Raw genomic sequence first — 15854 nt, 5'->3', positions numbered from 1 at the left:
GATGAGCGAGCTTGTTGTGGCGAGCGAGCTTGCTCGCGCTGGGCTGCGAAGCAGCCCCTTAATACACCATGACCCAAGCCCTCCCCTACTGGCGCCTCTCCAGCTTCTACCTCTTCTACTTCGCCCTGCTGGGCGCGACGGCACCGTTCCTGGCGCTGTATTTCGATCACCTGGGGTTCTCCAGCGCGCGCATCGGCGAGCTGGTGGCCATCCCCATGCTGATGCGTTGCGTGGCGCCCAACCTGTGGGGTTGGCTCGGAGACTACACCGGTCGGCGCCTGGCCATCGTGCGTTTCGGCGCGGTGTGCACCCTGGCCAGTTTTTCGCTGATCTTCGTCAGCAAGACCTACGCCTGGCTGGCGCTGGTGATGGCGCTGCATGCGTTCTTCTGGCACGCGGTGCTGCCGCAGTTTGAAGTGATCACCCTGGCCCACCTGCACAAACAGACCTCGCGCTACAGCCAGGTGCGGCTGTGGGGCTCCATCGGTTTTATCCTCACCGTGGTCATCATGGGCCGTCTGTTCGATTGGCTGAGCCTGGACATCTACCCGGTGGTGGTTGTGGTGATCATGGCCGGTATCATCGGCGCCAGCCTGTGGGTACCAAACGCACAGCCCGCCACCCACGGCAATCGCCTGGCCGGTGATGGTTTCCTCAAACAACTGCTCAGCCCCGGCGTGCTGGCGTTCTATGCCTGCGTGGCGCTGATGCAACTGAGCCACGGCCCGTATTACACCTTCCTCACCCTGCACCTGGAACACCTGGGCTACAGCCGTGGTGTGATCGGTATGCTCTGGGCGCTGGGGGTGGTGGCTGAAGTGCTGATGTTCCTGGCCATGAGCCGTATTCTCACGCGCTTCTCCGTGCGCCGCGTGCTGCTGGCCAGCTTTCTGTTGGCCGCGCTGCGCTGGTTGTTGCTGGGCTCGTTTGCCGAATACCTGTGGGTATTGCTGCTGGCGCAAGTCATGCACGCCGCGACGTTCGGCAGTTTTCATGCGGCAGCGATTGCTTTTGTGCAACGCAGCTTCGGCGACCGCCAGCAAGGCCAGGGCCAGGCGTTGTATGCCGCGCTGGCCGGCACCGGTGGCGCGTTGGGCGCCCTGTATGCCGGCTACAGCTGGAACCTGCTGGGGCCGACCCTGACATTCAGTATCGCCAGCGTCGCGGCCCTGGCGGCCGCCGTTATCATTGGCCTGCGCTTGCAAGAGCCGAATAGAGGAACCGTGCAATGAGTTATGTCGCCGTTTATCACATCGCCACGCCTGATACCCCGAACAAGGTGCTCACCCACTTCGACGATATTGTGTCGACCCTGGCCGAGCACGGCGTGCGGTTCGAGCGTTGGCAGCCCGGCCCGATAGAGAAGGGCGCCAGCGCGGCTGAAATGATTGCGGCCTACCAGCCGCAGATCGACGCCCTGGGCTACCGCTCGGTCGAGCTGCTGAGTGTCACGGGCGACCACCCGCAAGCGGCCGAAATGCGCGCCCAGTTCCTGGATGAACGCCGCTACAGCGAAGACGATGCGCGTTTTTTCCTGGCTGGCCAGGGCCTGTTTTGCCTGCATGTGGGTGACTATGTCTACGCCGTGCGCTGCGAAAAGAATGATTTGCTGCTGATTCCGGCCGGCTTGCCGCACTGGTTCGACATGGGTGAAAACCCGCACTTCGTGGCACTGCGCATGTTCGATACAGCCCAAGGCTGGGTACCGATGTTCACCGGCGACACCCTGGCCTCGGGCTTTCCAGGGTTGGATGACTAGGCGCAAACGTAAGAATGATCAACCCCGGCCAGTTGGAAGTTGGTGTGGGAAGCGGCCTAACAATCTGTGAGACCCAGCTGTTTATTCGGCACCCTATGCTTTCATTCCTTTCATTATGTAACTCTCTCCTGCCCCTATGTTTATAACGTCTGTCAATCGGAGGAATCCGAAGATGGGCGGGGGCATCCGATAATAAGAAGGAGAGAGTCATGAGCGGCCCCGAGGATTCATGCCGTAAGCCGGTTACTGCGCCGATCGCGACAAGAAGGCGCCTGAGCCAGTCGGGCAAAACCCTTACGGTTAGAGAGCTTGAGATCTTGCGCTGGGCGGCAGAAGGGAAAACCGTCTGGGAAATCAGCCAGATTCGCGCGGTCTCCGAAGCCACCGTGAAGTTTCACCTGCGTAATATCTACGGCAAGCTGCAGGTCACCAATCGTGTGCAGGCAATGAACGAAGCGGCCCGCCTGGGGCTGTATTGAGGGCGAAAAAAGGGCCGCGACGCTCAACGGCGTCGCGGCCCTTTTTGTGCCGGTGCTTAGGCCGAATGGTAAGTCGGCAGGGCAAAGCGGTTCTGGCTTTGCAGCATCGAAATCTGTGGCAGCTCGCTGGCTTGCTCGGCCAGGTCGCGGCGAATGGCGCTGATCACCCAGGTCAGTTGATCGGCGGTGTGCAGCTGTTGGTACGAGATCGAGCGCTTGACCTGTTTGCCTTCGCTGTTGCGCAGGGTCAACAGGATGCCGCCGTCCGGGCGCGGTTGGGTGGTGACGTCGTATTGGGAGAATACAGAAGCGAATTTATCTTGGATCAGGCTCATGTCTATCAGCTCCGTTGGCTCAAGTTGGCAAGCATGGAGTGATAGGTGCAGTGATTGTGCCAGTATTGGCTCTCTATAAAAAACCTTATAAATCAATTACTTATAAAAATATGCGATTTTCGTTTTCGTGCAATTTGCATGAATGGCCATCGTGCATCCTGCATTTTGCGCTATCCGGGCCGGGTTTTTTCCGTGACGTCTCGGCGTCCTGCCCTTCTATCGACTGCTGCCTGCGGGGGTAATTCCATTTAACTGAACGCAGGGGTTCGGGATACAAAACTTTTCAAATCCCGCATGTACAGTCCAAGAATGGCTGGCGTATTTTCCTGCAAGACATTCGACCTCCTGCCTACAGAAGCGTCGCTGTTTCAGGATCCTACGAAGAATAAGAAAAAGGACGTTCCCCATGAGCCAACCGCCAAACGACATGATCACCTGGGGCATGATGCTGCGTAAGGTGCCCACCATTGTCCGGGCCCTGCCTCGGGTGGTGCGCGGCATGCGCGCGGCCAATGTCACCGACCCCGCGCAGCCCTGCGGCCTGGGCTGGCATTTTGAGCAGGCCACATTGCGCAACCCCGATGGCGTCGCGCTGCTGTATGCCGATACCTGCCTTACCTACCGTGAGGCTAACGGTCGCGCCAACCGCATTGCCCACTACCTGCATGACCAGGGCATCCGCAAGGGGGATGTGGTGGCGTTGTTCATCGAGAATCGCCCCGAATTGCTGCTCAGCGTGCTGGCCGTGGCCAAGCTGGGCGGTATCTGCGCCATGCTCAATACGGCGCAGACCCAGGCCGCGCTGGTGCACAGCCTGAACCTGGTGAGCCCGGCAGCGATTGTGGTGGGGGCGGAACTGGTGGCGTCCTATGAAGCGGTGTGTCATCAGGTGCAGATTCCCGCCGAGCACACCTGGTTTGTCGCCGACCAGCAGGCCAGCGCAGTGCCCGACGGCTACGTCGACCTGATCACCGCCAGCGCCGAGTCCCCGGCGGACAACCCGCCGAGCACCGCGCAAATCTTCTTCAACGACCCCTGCTTCTATATCTACACCTCCGGCACCACGGGGTTGCCCAAGGCCGGCATCATGAAGCATGGCCGCTGGACCAAGACCGCCGTCAGCTTCGGCAGCATTGCCCTGGACATGGGGCCGGAGGATGTCCTTTATTGCACCCTGCCGCTGTACCACGCCACCGGCCTGTGTGTTTGCTGGGGCTCGGCGATTGTCGGCGCCTCGGGGTTCGCCATCCGGCGCAAGTTCAGCGCTAGCCAGTTCTGGGATGATGCCCGCAGGTTCAAGGCCACCACCCTCGGTTATGTCGGTGAGTTGTGCCGCTACCTGCTCGACCAGCCTGCCAGCGAAAAAGACCGTGATCACAGCGTGACCAAGATGGTCGGCAACGGCCTGCGACCGGGGGTGTGGGCGCAGTTCAAGGCGCGTCATGGCGTGGCGCATATCTGCGAGTTGTATGCCGCCAGCGACGGCAATATCGGCTTCACCAATATCTTGAATTTCGACAACACCGTCGGCTTTTGCCTGCAGCACTGGGCGCTGGTGGACTACGCCCACGACACGGGAGAGCCGGTGCGTGGCAGCGATGGTTTCATGCTGAAAGTGAAAAAAGGCGGGCAGGGCCTGTTGCTGGCCAGGATCGATGAAAAGTCACCCTATGACGGCTACACCGACCCGGAAAAGAACCGCAAGGTGATCCTCACCGACGTGTTCGAAAAGGGCGACCGCTACTTCAATACCGGCGACCTGGTGCGCAGCATCGGCTTTGGTCACGCGCAATTCGTCGACCGCCTGGGGGACACCTATCGTTGGAAGGGGGAGAACGTGTCCACAACCGAAGTCGAGAACGTGTTGCTGCAACACCCGCAGATCGCCGAAGTGGTGGCCTATGGCGTGGAGATCGAAAACACCAACGGCCGTGCCGGGATGGTCGCCATCACGCCGAGCGAGTCCCTGGCCTCACTGGACATGCGTGAATTGTTGCGGTTCGCCCACGGCCAGTTGCCCCACTATGCGGTGCCGCTGTTCCTGCGGATCAAGGTGAAGATGGAAACCACCGGCACGTTCAAGTACCAGAAGGTCAAGCTCAAGGAGGAGGCCTTTGACCCGGAGAAGGCGGGCAATGACCCGGTCTATGCGTGGCTGCCGGGTTCGGACTGCTACGTGCCGGTGACCGGTCAACTGTTGGCGCAGATTCAGGGTGGGCACTTTCGTTATTAAAGGCGGCGTTATTGATTCTGCCTATGGCCGCTTTTGACAAAAAAGCCATGACAGGTGGGAACTCCCTCGCGACACTGGGCGCCTATAAAGCACCAGACAAGGAGCCCCACATGTCAGACCACGCCAAACAAATGACCGAAGACGAAGCCGCCGAATTTGCCGAACAGGTCTTCGACGTGGCCCGCCGCGGCGACGCAGCCATGCTCGCAGCGTTGCTGGCCAAGGGCTTGCCCGCCAACTTCCGTAACCACAATGGCGACACGTTGCTGATGCTCGCGGCCTATCACGGCCACGCCGACGCGGTGAAAGTGCTGCTGGAATTCAAGGCCGACCCACAGATCGCCAACGACAAGAACCAATTGCCCATGGCCGGTGCGGCGTTCAAGGGCAACCTGGCGGTGGTCAAGGCGCTGATTGAAGGCGGAGCGCCGGTGGATGCGGCCTCTTCCGACGGGCGTACGGCGTTGATGATGGCGGCGATGTTCAACCGTGTCGAAATGGTCGAGTACCTGCTCGGTCAGGGCGCCAACCCCAAGGCCGCTGATGCCCAGGGCGCCACCGCGTTGGCAGCGGCGCAAACCATGGGCGCGGTGGATACGGCGGCGCAGCTGCAGAAACTGGTGTAGGCTACGCGCCCTCGAAAACCCGCCCGCCACAGGATCGCCCCATGAAAACCGCCCTCGTCGAACTCATCAGCAAAATCAGCGCCGGCGTCATGGGCGAGGACGAAGTGGCGCGCATCGCCGATGAAGCGGCCCAGGCCTACGCCGACCCTGCGGCCTTTCTGGCGGCCAACCCGGATATCAACTACGACGACACCTTCCCTATTCCGCTGGGGGAGTGGGTCGTGGTCGGCAGCCTGCCCGATACCGTGCTGTTCCAGGCCGACACCTACGGCGACCTGTTCGCCCAGATCGTCGCCTCGTTCGGCCCTGGCGTGGCGTTCAACCTCAAGCCCAAGCAACTGGCCAAGACCGAAGACCTCACGGCGCTCAACCGTATCCAGATCCAGATGAGCGCCCTCAGCCCGGAAGACGGTGGCTACGTGCTGCTCAACTTCAGCCAGTTGCTCGATGACGAAATCCAGGCGGTGCTGGTCTACGGCAACGACTTGCCGCGCGTGCTGGAGCTGTGTGCCGAAGTGGGCATCAAGGGCGAGCCGTCGTTGGAAGCGTTGCGCATTGCCCTGCACGTCTGAAATAAAACGGAACCCCTGGCAGGGCTGACTATCCTACAAGTGCATGCCCCTCACTAAGGAGCGACACCATGGGTTCCACGTTTAATAGCCTGATCGGGCTGATCATCCTCGCCCTGGATATCTGGGCGATCATCAACGTGTTCAAAAGCGGCGCGAGCACGGGCGCCAAAGTGCTGTGGATCCTGTTGATCCTGTTGTTGCCGGTATTGGGCCTGATCATCTGGGCGATTGCCGGGCCGCGTGGCAACGTGCGGATCTGATCCCCCCTCGATTCGAAGCGGACACAGTCAATGTGGGAGCGGCGGCGCGACGATTCGACTTGCCCGCGAATGCGGTGGATCAGTACCAGAAACTCAGGCTGACACACTGTTTTTGCGGGCGGCTCGTTCCCACGTTGTTTTGTGTGCGTCCAGAAATTTATGTGTCGAAATATTCGCTGCACAGAATTTTCACAACTCCCCTCGGATAATTCCCACGCTTCGACTCTCTGCCGGAAAGATCTTTTTCATGCCAGGGAAAACACCACAAAGAAGCGCTAACCCTCAGTAAACCATAGCGTTGCTGGCAGTGATGGGGCACCATTCGCGCCAAAGCGCCGCCTCTGTTTTCCTACATGCTTGAGTGTCGGTAGGAAGACGCTGCAATATTTCGCAACTTTAACTTCCAATGGGTCCTTAAACGACATGGCAAACCCGGACGCCCTGAGTCAGCAGCGAGCTTCTAATCGCTTGCTGCAACCGACCGTCAAATCCCATCTGGCGTACACGCTGCTCTGCGCACTGGTCATGATGGTGATGTTCTCCCTGCTGCGCCTTGCGCTGCTGGTCTACAACCGCGAGATGATCCTCGACACACCGGCCTCGACATTCCTGGAAGCGTTTGCCAACGGCCTGCGCCTGGATATCCGCCTGGTGATGTACGTGCTGGTGCCGCTGCTGTTGGCTCTGTTCAGCGTGCGGGCCATGGCGGCACGTGGGTTCTTCCGTTTGTGGCTGACCGTCGCGTCCAGCATTTGCCTGTTCCTGGGCCTGATGGAAATGGACTTCTACCGTGAGTTCCACCAGCGCCTCAATGGCCTGGTTTTCCAGTACGTGAAGGAAGACCCGAAAACCGTGATGAGCATGCTCTGGTACGGTTTCCCGGTGGTGCGCTACCTGCTGGCGTGGGCCGTAGGCACGCTGATCCTGAGCATTGCCTTCAAGGGCGCCGACCGTGCAACGCGCCCCCGTGGCCCGTTCAGTGGCGGCAGCATCGGCACCCGCCAAGTGGCGCCGTGGTACACACGCATTGCGGTGTTCGTGGTCTGCCTGTTGATCGCCGTGGTCGCCATCCGTGGCACCCTGCGCCAGGGCCCGCCACTGCGTTGGGGTGACGTCTACACCACCGAATCGAACTTCGCCAACCAACTGGGCCTCAACGGTACTCTGTCGCTGATCGCCGCCGCCAAGTCGCGTTTCTCCGAAGAGCGTTCCAACATCTGGAAGGCCACCCTGGAGCAGCCGCTGGCCACCCAGACCGTGCGCGACATGCTGGTACTGCCGGCCGAGAAGCTGGTGGACACCGACACCGCTGCCGTGCGCCGTGACTACACGCCACCGGCCGAGAAAACCCTGCCGATCAAGAACGTGGTGGTGATCCTGATGGAAAGCTTCGCCGGTCACTCGGTGGGCGCCTTGGGCCGTCCCGGCAACATCACGCCTTACTTCGACAAGCTGTCCAAGGAAGGCCTGCTGTTCGATCGCTTCTTCTCCAACGGCACCCACACCCACCAGGGTATGTTTGCCACCATGGCCTGCTTCCCGAACCTGCCGGGCTTCGAATACCTGATGCAAACCCCGGAAGGCAGCCACAAGCTGTCGGGCCTGCCGCAGTTGCTCAGCGCGCGCAAGTTTGACGACGTGTATGTCTATAACGGCGACTTTGCCTGGGACAACCAGTCGGGCTTCTTCAGCAACCAGGGCATGACCAACTTCATCGGCCGCAATGACTTCGTCAACCCGGTGTTCTCCGACCCGACGTGGGGCGTGTCCGACCAGGACATGTTCAACCGTGGCCTGGAAGAGCTGAAAACGCGCGGTGAAAGCGGCAAGCCGTTCTATGCGCTGCTGCAGACCCTGTCCAACCACACCCCGTATGCCTTGCCGACGCCTTTGCCGGTCGACAAGGTCACCGGCCGTGGCAGCCTGGACGAGCACTTGACCGCCATGCGCTACTCCGACTGGGCCTTGGGCCAGTTCTTCGAGAAGGCGCGCAAAGAGCCGTACTTCAAGGAAACCCTGTTCGTGGTGGTGGGTGACCACGGGTTTGGCAACGAGCAGCAGATCACCGAAATGGACCTGGGCCGTTTCAACGTGCCGATGCTGATGATCGCACCGGGTATCCAGGAAAAATTCGGCCAGCGTGACCACACCGTGGGCACTCAGATCGACATCGTGCCGACCATCATGGGCCGCCTCGGTGGCGACACCCTGCACCAGTGCTGGGGCCGCGACCTGCTGAACCTGCCGGAAGGCGACAAGGGCTTCGGCGTGATCAAGCCATCGGGCAGCGACCAGACCGTGGCCTTGCTCACTGCTGATCGCGTGCTGGTATTGCCCAAGGAAATGCCACCCAAGCTGTGGGAATACGAATTGGGTGAAAACCCCACGGGCAAAGTGATTCCTGAATCGCCGGACGAGGCGGCGCTTAAGCAGAAACTCGAGTCGTTCCTGCAAACCGCTACCAAGAGCCTGTTGGATAACACCGCGGGTGTGGTTGATGGCAAGCCGGACTAACTAATCGGCAATAAAAAAGAGGCCTCTTGGAGGCCTCTTTTTTTTGCCTGGGTTTTATATCCGACCGAGTAACAACAGCACCAGAAGCACCACCAGTACAACACCGAGGATACCCGAGGGGCCGTAACCCCAGTTACGCGAGTGCGGGAACACTGGCAGGCCACCGACCAGCAGGAGGATCAGGATAATGATCAGAATGAGGCTCATGGTTTATCTTCCTTATAGGCCTTCTGCAAAGACCGGTTATTTAAAGTAAGGTCCGTTTATTTACGAACGCCTTAACAACTCCGACTCTGGCACTTCACAGAAAATTCACTATTTTTTTAAAGCATTTTGCACGCCGTGTTATTTCTTTTAATACGCTCGCAACTTCATCTGTCTAGTTGAAAATTATTGAACTTGCGCTATAGGCCGCCCTCGCACCCGGGCGCCGGTTTGCCTGAGGCATTCATCAATTGGATGGTACGTGGGTGTAGGAAAAACCTTCGCTACACTGCCGATCACTTCTTCCGTGAACCACAAGGCTACTTCCTATGCAAAATCGCATGATGATCACTGGCGCCGGGTCCGGCCTGGGTCGCGAAATCGCTCTGCGCTGGGCGCGCGAGGGTTGGCAACTGGCCTTGTCGGACGTCAGCGAGCCGGGCTTGCAGGAAACCCTGAAGCGGGTGCGCGAGGTCGGCGGTGACGGCTTTGTGCAGCGTTGCGACGTGCGCGACTACAGCCAGCTCACGGCATTTGCCCAGGCCTGCGAGGTCAAGCTCGGCGGTATCGATGTCATCGTCAACAACGCCGGCGTGGCCTCGGGCGGCTTCTTCGCCGAATTGTCCCTGGAGGACTGGGATTGGCAGATCGCAATCAACCTGATGGGCGTGGTCAAGGGCTGCAAGGCGTTCCTGCCGCTGCTGGAAAAGAGCAAGGGGCGCATCATCAACATCGCGTCGATGGCGGCCTTGATGCAAGGCCCGGCGATGAGCAACTACAACGTGGCCAAGGCCGGCGTGGTGGCTTTGTCGGAAAGCCTGCTGGTGGAGCTCAAGCAGCAGGAGGTGGGGGTGCACGTGGTCTGCCCGTCGTTCTTCCAGACCAACCTGCTGGATTCCTTCCGTGGGCCAACCCCGGCAATGAAAGCCCAGGTGGGCAAGTTGCTGGAAAGCTCGCCGATCTCAGCGGCCGATATCGCCGATTACATTTACCAGCAGGTGGCCCAGGGCGAGTTCATGATCCTGCCTCACGAGCAGGGCCGCATGGCCTGGGCGCTGAAGCAGAAAAACCCGCAGCTGCTGTACGACGAGATGACAAGCATGGCGGACAAGATGCGCGCCAAGGCCCAGGCAGCCAAAGGCTGATTGGGTCGCAGTCTGTCAGGTAAGTTACCTTGTGGTGTAGGTACGGCCTGATTTGGCCGCAAGGCATTGATGCCCGCCTGCTCTAGCGCGCATGGTCAAGGTCCTGTCACTGAATAAGGACAACCGCCATGCTGGTCTTAAGCCGCGCCGTAGGCGAAGTCATCTCCATCGGCGATGACATCACCCTGCACATCCTCGAGTTGAATGGGCCCCAGGTGAAATTTGGTGTGGAAGCACCGACCGGGGTGCACGTGCACCGGGCCGAGGTGTATCAGAAAATCCTTGAGCGCCAGGGCACCGCTGCCCACGCGGTGCCCAACCCCTGAGCCTCCCTCAGTCGAACAGATGCTTGGGCACATCGTGCTTGAGCATCAATTGGCATTGCTCGCTTTCAGGGTCGAACACGATCAGCGCCTGGCCCTTGGTCAGTGCCTGACGCACACGCAGAACACGCGTTTCCAGGGGCGTTTCATCGCCGTTGTCGGTGCCGTCGCGGGTGACGAAGTCTTCGATGAGGCGGGTCAGGGTATCGACTTCAAGTGCGTCGTAGGGAATCAGCATACAAGCCTCGGGTAGTGAGTCCCGGCGATCCTACTGCGCCGGGGCCCTTGTGACCAGCAGTTGCCCGTGTCAGGACTTCTGTCCGACCAGGCTGTCCACCGACGGCACCCGCGTGTCGCTCTCCATCTGTGTCTCATGTTCCAGCTGGTGGCTGAACCGGTCCAGGGAGCCCTGGGCGGGCTGCGCATCGCTGGCGAACACGGGCGGGCTGAGGATGTAGGCCCCCAGCAAGCGGCTCAGCGCCGCAAGGCTGTCGATGTGCGTGCGCTCGTAACCGTGGGTCGCATCGCAGCCGAATGCCAGCAAGGCGGTACGGATGTCGTGGCCAGCCGTGACCGCCGAGTGCGCATCGCTGAAGTAATAACGGAACAGGTCACGACGCACCGGCAGCTCGTTGTCCGAGGCCAGGCGCAGCAGGTGACGGGACAGGTGATAGTCATAAGGGCCACCGGAATCCTGCATCGCCACACTCACCGCATGTTCGCTGGAATGTTGCCCGGGGGCGACCGGGGCGATGTCGATGCCGACAAACTCACTCACGTCCCATGGCAAGGCGGCTGCCGCGCCGCTGCCGGTTTCCTCGGTGATGGTGAACAGCGGATGGCAGTCGATCAGCAAGGGCTCGCCGCTGTCGACGATCGCCTTGAGCGCGGCGAGCAGGGCGGCCACGCCGGCCTTGTCGTCGAGGTGACGGGCGCTGATGTGCCCGCTTTCGGTAAATTCGGGCAGGGGGTCGAAGGCCACGTAGTCACCGATGCCGATCCCCAGGGAGTCGCAGTCGGCGCGGGTGGCGCAGTAGGCATCCAGGCGCAGCTCCACGTGGTCCCAGCTCACCGGCATTTCATCCACGGCGGTGTTGAACGCATGCCCGGAGGCCATCAGCGGCAGCACGCTACCCCGGATCACGCCGTTATCGGTGAACAGGCTGACGCGGCTGCCCTCGGCAAAGCGGCTCGACCAGCAGCCCACCGGGGCCAGGCTCAGCCGGCCATTGTCCTTGATGGCGCGCACGGCGGCACCGATGGTGTCCAAGTGTGCCGACACGGCACGGTCGGGGCTGTTCTTCTGGCCTTTGAGGGTGGCGCGAATGGTGCCGCGCCGGGTCATTTCAAAGGGAATGCCCAGTTCTTCCAAGCGCTCGGCGACGTAGCGCACGATGGTGTCGGTAAACCCGGTGGGGCTGGGAATGGCGAGCATTTCCAGCAGGACTTTCTGCAGGTAGTTGAGATCGGGTTCGGGGATGGTTCGGCTCATAAAGACTCCTATTGGCTTGTCAGGATGTAGTGCCTGTAAAGGCCTCATCGCGGGCAAGCCCGGCTCCCACAGGTGATCGCATTCCAATGTGGGAGCTGGCTTGCCTGCGATAGGGCCAGTGCAGGCACCCCACCTCTCAAGCAGTCAGCTAACTGTGGGGAAACAGCAGGTCCACAAACCGCTCAGCCGTTGGCTGCGGCTCATGGTTGGCCAGTCCGGCCCGTTCGTTGGCTTCGATAAACACGTACTCGGGTTGATCGGCGGCCGGCACCATGAGGTCCAGGCCCACCATGGGGATATCCAGTGCACGGGCGGCACGCACGGCGGCGTCCACCAGCGTGGGGTGCAGGATCGCGGTGACGTCCTCCAGGCAGCCCCCGGTGTGCAGGTTGGCGGTGCGGCGCACGGCCAGGGTCTGGCCACGCGGCAGGATGCTGCTGTAGTCGTAACCGGCGGCGTGGAGGGTGCGCTGGGTTTCGGCGTCGAGGGGGATCTTGCTCTCGCCATCGGTGGCCGCCTGGCGGCGCCGGCTCTGGGCCTCGATCAGCGCGCCAATGGAGTGATGACCGTCGCCGGTCACCTCGGCCGGACGGCGGATCGCGGCGGCGACCACCTCAAAACCGATCACCAGGATGCGCAGGTCCAGGCCTTCATGAAAGCTTTCCAGCAGCACGCGGCTGTCGAACTGGCGCGCCGCTTCAATGGCTTTCTGCACCTCTTCGATGTTCTGCAGGTCCACTGCCACACCCTGGCCCTGCTCGCCATCGAGTGGCTTGACCACGATGCGCTGGTGCTCGTCGAGAAACTCCAGGTTGTCATCGGCACTGCCCGCCAATTGCTGCGACGGCAGTTTCAAACCGGCGGCCTTGAGCACCTTGTGAGTCAAACTCTTGTCCTGACAAAGGGTCATGCTGATGGCGCTGGTCAGGTCGCTCAACGACTCGCGGCAGCGCACACGGCGCCCGCCGTGGCTCAAGGTGAACAGGCCGGCATCGGCGTCGTCCACCTGCACATCGATGCCGCGCCGATGGGCTTCCTCGACGATGATCCGCGCATAGGGGTTGAACCCTGCCTGGGGGCCCGGGCCAAGGAACAACGGCTGGTTGATGCCGTTCTTGCGCTTGATCGCAAAGGTGGTCAGTGCGCGAAAACCGAGCTTGGCGTAGAGGCTCTTGGCCTGGCGGTTATCGTGCAACACCGACAGGTCCAGGTAGCTCAGGCCACGGCTCATGAAATGCTCCACCAGGTGACGCACCAGTACCTCACCGACGCCTGGGCGCGTGCATTGCGGATCGACTGCCAGGCACCACAGGCTGCAACCGTTTTCCGGGTCATGGAAGGCCTTCTGGTGGTTGAGGCCCATCACGCTGCCGATCACCGCGCCGCTGTCTTCGTCTTCGGCCAGCCAGTACACCGGGCCACCTTGATGGCGCGGCGTAAGGCGTTCAGCGTCCACCGGCAACATGCCGCGTCCCTGGTACAGCTGGTTGACCGCTGCCCAATCCGCCTCGGTCTGCACCCGGCGAATGCGAAAGCCGCGAAACACCCGGGTGGCCGGGCGGTAGTCGGTGAACCACAGGCGCAGGGTGTCGGAGGGGTCGAGGAACAGTTGCTGCGGATCGATCCCCAGGATCTGCTGGGGCGCGGCCACGTACAGCGCGATATCCCGCTCTCCGGGCTGCTCGTTGAGCAGCTCCTGGGCCAGGCTCGCAGGGTCGGGGAAGGTATGCCCGATCAGCAACCGGCCCCAACCGCAGTGCACGGCAATCGGTTCGGCGCTCGAAGGGCTGCCGTCTTCGGCCAGCCGGGCTTGCAGGCGCTCGTAGGAGGGCGCCTGGCCCTTGAGCAGGCGTTGGCTGTAAGCCGCTGCATGGGGTTTCATCGATCAGATTCCTTGTTCACTGAGCCACAGGTTCAGCGCCGCCAGTTGCCACAGCTTGGAGCCGCGCAGCGGTGTCAGTTGGCCTTGCGGGTCGGTGAGCAGGCGGTCGAGCATCGCAGGGTTGAACAGGCCACGATCCTGACTCGGGTCCAGCAGCAGTTCGCGCACCCAGTTCAGGGTGTCGCCTTGCAAATGCTTGAGGCCCGGCACCGGGAAATAGCCCTTCTTGCGGTCGATGACTTCACTGGGGATGACCCGGCGCGCGGCTTCTTTCAACACCTGTTTGCCGCCATCGGGCAGCTTGAACTTACCCGGCACACGGGCCGAGAGTTCCACCAGGCGGTAATCGAGAAACGGCGTGCGCGCTTCCAGGCCCCAGGCCATGGTCATGTTGTCGACGCGTTTGACCGGGTCGTCCACCAGCATCACCGTGCTGTCCAGGCGCAGGGCCTTGTCCACCGCCGCATTGGCACCCGGCATCGCGAAATGCTCCCGCACGAAGTCACCGGCCGCGTCGTTGGCGGTCAGCCACTTAGGCGCGACGGTGGCAGCGTAGTCGTCGTAGCTGCGATCAAAGAACGCCTCGCGGTACGCCGCATACGGGTCGCTGGCGCCGTCTACCTGTGGATACCAGTGGTAACCGGCAAACAGCTCATCGGCGCCCTGGCCGCTTTGCACCACCTTGCAATGCTTGGCCACTTCCCGCGACAGCAGGTAGAAGGCGATGCAGTCGTGGCTGACCATCGGCTCGCTCATGGCACGGAACGCGGCTGGCAGTTGCTCGATGATCTCGCGTTCGGCAATCCGCAACTGGTGATGGCGTGTGCCGTAGTGCTTGGCGATCAGGTCCGAATACTGGAACTCGTCACCGCGCTCGCCGCCGGCGTCTTCAAAGCCGATGGAGAAGGTCGACAGGTCGTCCACGCCGACTTCGCGCAACAAGCCGACGAGCATGCTCGAATCCACACCGCCTGACAGCAGCACGCCCACGTCCACCGCCGCACGTTGGCGGATGGCCACGGCTTCGCGGGTGCTGTCCAGCACGCGGTCGGTCCAGTCTTCCAGCGTCAGGTGTTTTTCATCCTCACGCGGGCCGTAAGGCAGGGTCCACCAGGTTTTCTGCTCGGTCTTGCCGCTGGCGTCGATGCGCATCCAACTGGCCGGTGGCAGTTTTTCAATGCCCGCCAGCAGGGTACGCGGGGCCGGCACCACGGCGTGGAAGTTCAGGTAATGGTTGAGCGCCACCGGATCGAGGATCGGGTTGATATCGCCGCCCTTGAGCAAGGCTGGCAACGCGGAAGCAAACCGCAGGCGCTGGCCGGTGCGCGACAGGTACAACGGCTTCACGCCGAGACGGTCGCGGGCAATGAACAGCCGCTGAGCGTCACGCTCCCAGATGGCAAAGGCAAACATGCCGTTGAGCTTGGGCAGCAGGGCTTTGCCCCAGGCGTGGTAACCCTTGAGCAGCACTTCGGTGTCGCCACCGGAATAGAAGGCGTAGCCCAGGGCTTCCAGCTCTTCTCGCAGTTCCGGGAAGTTGTAGATGGCGCCGTTGAAGGCCAAGGACAGGCCCAGGTGGGCGTCGACCATCGGTTGGGCCGAGCCGTCCGACAGGTCCATGACTTTCAGGCGTCGGTGGCCCAGGGCAATCGGCCCTTGGGCGTGGAAGCCCCAGGCGTCGGGGCCACGGGGGGCCAAATGATGGGTGATGCGCTCAATCGCAGCCAGGTCGGCAGGTTGGGCATCGAAACGTAATTCTCCAGCTAATCCGCACATAAATTCCTTACCGGTTTTTCCGTTGGGGAGGTTTTTAAACTCAATACGCCCTGAGGGCGCGTACCCAGAAACTGACCCAGTGCTATCCGTGGAGTTTTAGACCGATAAGTTATAAGGCGCATAGCCGTAGGCGCCGCGACTGCTGTGCAGGCGTTGCGCGGGCTGCACACCTGTGGCGGTAACAGCTGCTGGTTTAGAACCAGAATCTTGAGCCTGTGGGCGCGCAAAGCATGGGAATTTGAATCTTTCAGGGC

The 15854-nt window shown here is 61.4% G+C and carries 16 protein-coding genes; 10 read left to right on the top strand and 6 right to left on the bottom strand.

Features of this window, described 5'->3' with window-relative positions:
• Window positions 1-68 precede the first annotated feature (68 nt).
• The 3 genes from M2394_RS20155 to M2394_RS20145 all read left to right on the top strand — a co-directional run bounded on the left by M2394_RS20155 (window position 69) and on the right by M2394_RS20145 (window position 2238).
• A complete protein-coding gene (locus M2394_RS20155; protein ID WP_259174048.1) occupies window positions 69-1232 on the top strand; it encodes an MFS transporter in 1164 nt (387 codons plus the stop codon).
• Window positions 1229-1759, top strand: coding sequence for an acireductone dioxygenase (locus M2394_RS20150; RefSeq protein WP_259174045.1), 531 nt, complete (start codon window positions 1229-1231; stop codon window positions 1757-1759). Before M2394_RS20155 ends, M2394_RS20150 begins: the two co-directional genes overlap by 4 nt.
• Window positions 1760-1968: 209 nt before the next feature.
• Window positions 1969-2238: a response regulator transcription factor gene (locus M2394_RS20145; RefSeq protein WP_178921372.1), complete on the top strand. Its 270-nt coding sequence runs from the start codon at window positions 1969-1971 to the stop codon at window positions 2236-2238.
• Window positions 2239-2294: 56 nt separating this feature from the next.
• Here M2394_RS20145 and M2394_RS20140 read toward each other — a convergent pair whose 3' ends face one another.
• Window positions 2295-2573 carry a DUF3509 domain-containing protein gene (locus M2394_RS20140; protein ID WP_016970113.1) on the bottom strand — a complete coding sequence of 93 codons (279 nt, stop codon included), beginning with the start codon at window positions 2571-2573 and terminating at the stop codon, window positions 2295-2297.
• 406 nt (window positions 2574-2979) lie between these two features.
• Here M2394_RS20140 and M2394_RS20135 point away from each other — a divergent pair, with 406 nt between their 5' ends.
• The 5 genes from M2394_RS20135 (at window position 2980) to M2394_RS20115 (ending at window position 8778) form a co-directional block, all read left to right on the top strand.
• Window positions 2980-4806 (top strand): long-chain-acyl-CoA synthetase, encoded by a 1827-nt coding sequence (locus M2394_RS20135; protein WP_259174042.1) that lies wholly within the window; start codon window positions 2980-2982, stop codon window positions 4804-4806.
• A gap of 110 nt (window positions 4807-4916) precedes the next feature.
• Entirely contained in the window at window positions 4917-5432 is a 516-nt protein-coding gene (locus M2394_RS20130; RefSeq protein WP_259174037.1) for an ankyrin repeat domain-containing protein, read from the top strand.
• Between the two features lie 41 nt (window positions 5433-5473).
• The gene (locus M2394_RS20125) at window positions 5474-6004 is read left to right on the top strand and encodes a hypothetical protein (protein ID WP_178921377.1); all 531 of its coding nucleotides are present in this window, start codon (window positions 5474-5476) and stop codon (window positions 6002-6004) included.
• Between the two features lie 68 nt (window positions 6005-6072).
• The gene (locus tag M2394_RS20120; RefSeq protein WP_003192770.1) at window positions 6073-6264 is read left to right on the top strand and encodes a PLDc N-terminal domain-containing protein; all 192 of its coding nucleotides are present in this window, start codon (window positions 6073-6075) and stop codon (window positions 6262-6264) included.
• Between the two features lie 423 nt (window positions 6265-6687).
• Window positions 6688-8778 carry an LTA synthase family protein gene (locus M2394_RS20115; RefSeq protein ID WP_178921379.1) on the top strand — a complete coding sequence of 697 codons (2091 nt, stop codon included), beginning with the start codon at window positions 6688-6690 and terminating at the stop codon, window positions 8776-8778.
• Between the two features lie 54 nt (window positions 8779-8832).
• Here the strand turns inward: M2394_RS20115 and M2394_RS20110 are convergent, their stop codons facing one another.
• Window positions 8833-8985 carry a DUF3309 family protein gene (locus tag M2394_RS20110; RefSeq protein WP_015885095.1) on the bottom strand — a complete coding sequence of 51 codons (153 nt, stop codon included), beginning with the start codon at window positions 8983-8985 and terminating at the stop codon, window positions 8833-8835.
• A 326-nt stretch (window positions 8986-9311) separates the two neighbouring features.
• Between M2394_RS20110 and M2394_RS20105 the strand changes: the two genes are divergently transcribed.
• Together M2394_RS20105 and csrA are read left to right on the top strand one after the other, a co-directional pair.
• Entirely contained in the window at window positions 9312-10127 is an 816-nt protein-coding gene (locus M2394_RS20105; RefSeq protein WP_178921381.1) for an SDR family oxidoreductase, read from the top strand.
• A 128-nt stretch (window positions 10128-10255) separates the two neighbouring features.
• Complete coding sequence (gene csrA, locus M2394_RS20100; protein ID WP_178921383.1) at window positions 10256-10453, top strand: carbon storage regulator CsrA; 198 nt, start codon at window positions 10256-10258, stop codon at window positions 10451-10453.
• Window positions 10454-10460: 7 nt separating this feature from the next.
• On the opposite strand, the gene M2394_RS20095 is transcribed toward csrA, so the two are convergent.
• The 4 genes from M2394_RS20095 to M2394_RS20080 all read right to left on the bottom strand — a co-directional run bounded on the left by M2394_RS20095 (window position 10461) and on the right by M2394_RS20080 (window position 15600).
• Entirely contained in the window at window positions 10461-10688 is a 228-nt protein-coding gene (locus M2394_RS20095; protein WP_064453367.1) for a YheU family protein, read from the bottom strand.
• Between the two features lie 69 nt (window positions 10689-10757).
• Window positions 10758-11942: an osmoprotectant NAGGN system M42 family peptidase gene (locus M2394_RS20090; protein WP_178921385.1), complete on the bottom strand. Its 1185-nt coding sequence runs from the start codon at window positions 11940-11942 to the stop codon at window positions 10758-10760.
• Between the two features lie 148 nt (window positions 11943-12090).
• Window positions 12091-13824 carry an N-acetylglutaminylglutamine synthetase gene (gene ngg, locus M2394_RS20085; protein ID WP_178921387.1) on the bottom strand — a complete coding sequence of 578 codons (1734 nt, stop codon included), beginning with the start codon at window positions 13822-13824 and terminating at the stop codon, window positions 12091-12093.
• 3 nt (window positions 13825-13827) lie between these two features.
• A complete protein-coding gene (locus tag M2394_RS20080; RefSeq protein WP_259174006.1) occupies window positions 13828-15600 on the bottom strand; it encodes an N-acetylglutaminylglutamine amidotransferase in 1773 nt (590 codons plus the stop codon).
• Window positions 15601-15854: the final 254 nt, after the last annotated feature.

Origin of the sequence: Pseudomonas sp. BIGb0164, from assembly GCF_024810135.1 — a bacterium.
Lineage (GTDB): Bacteria > Pseudomonadota > Gammaproteobacteria > Pseudomonadales > Pseudomonadaceae > Aquipseudomonas.
This window is presented reverse-complemented; position numbering and strand designations above follow the sequence as displayed.